The sequence below is a fragment of the Dellaglioa sp. CoH-56-MRSF-14 genome, assembly GCF_056782115.1.
Genome location: NZ_JBXAYB010000146.1, coordinates 1 through 233 on the forward strand (window position 1 = coordinate 1; position 233 = coordinate 233).

Annotated in this window: 1 protein-coding gene; it reads right to left on the minus strand. The window is 53.6% G+C overall.

All coding sequences use genetic code 11. The features are described from left to right. On the minus strand, positions 1-233 hold a 233-nt coding region (locus AC1RPX_RS08120; RefSeq protein ID WP_481763390.1), incomplete at both ends, for a hypothetical protein.

The window sequence follows — 233 nt, forward strand, 5'->3', positions numbered from 1 at the left end:
GGTTTTCGATAGCAGTGCCCGTAACAAACGGGTATCCATCCACCGTCACGGGTTTGCCCATCAAAACATCTGAGTTGCCTGTAGCACCATGCGTTATTGGATACATCACGATCACGGTGTCGTTGACGCCCGGGATCGATCCGAAGTTGCCGTTTAGGCCTCCGTAGTTACCAAACTGGATAAGCAGACGCCCATCACTCATTGTCTGGTCCGAGAAGCCGGGCAGTCCATCG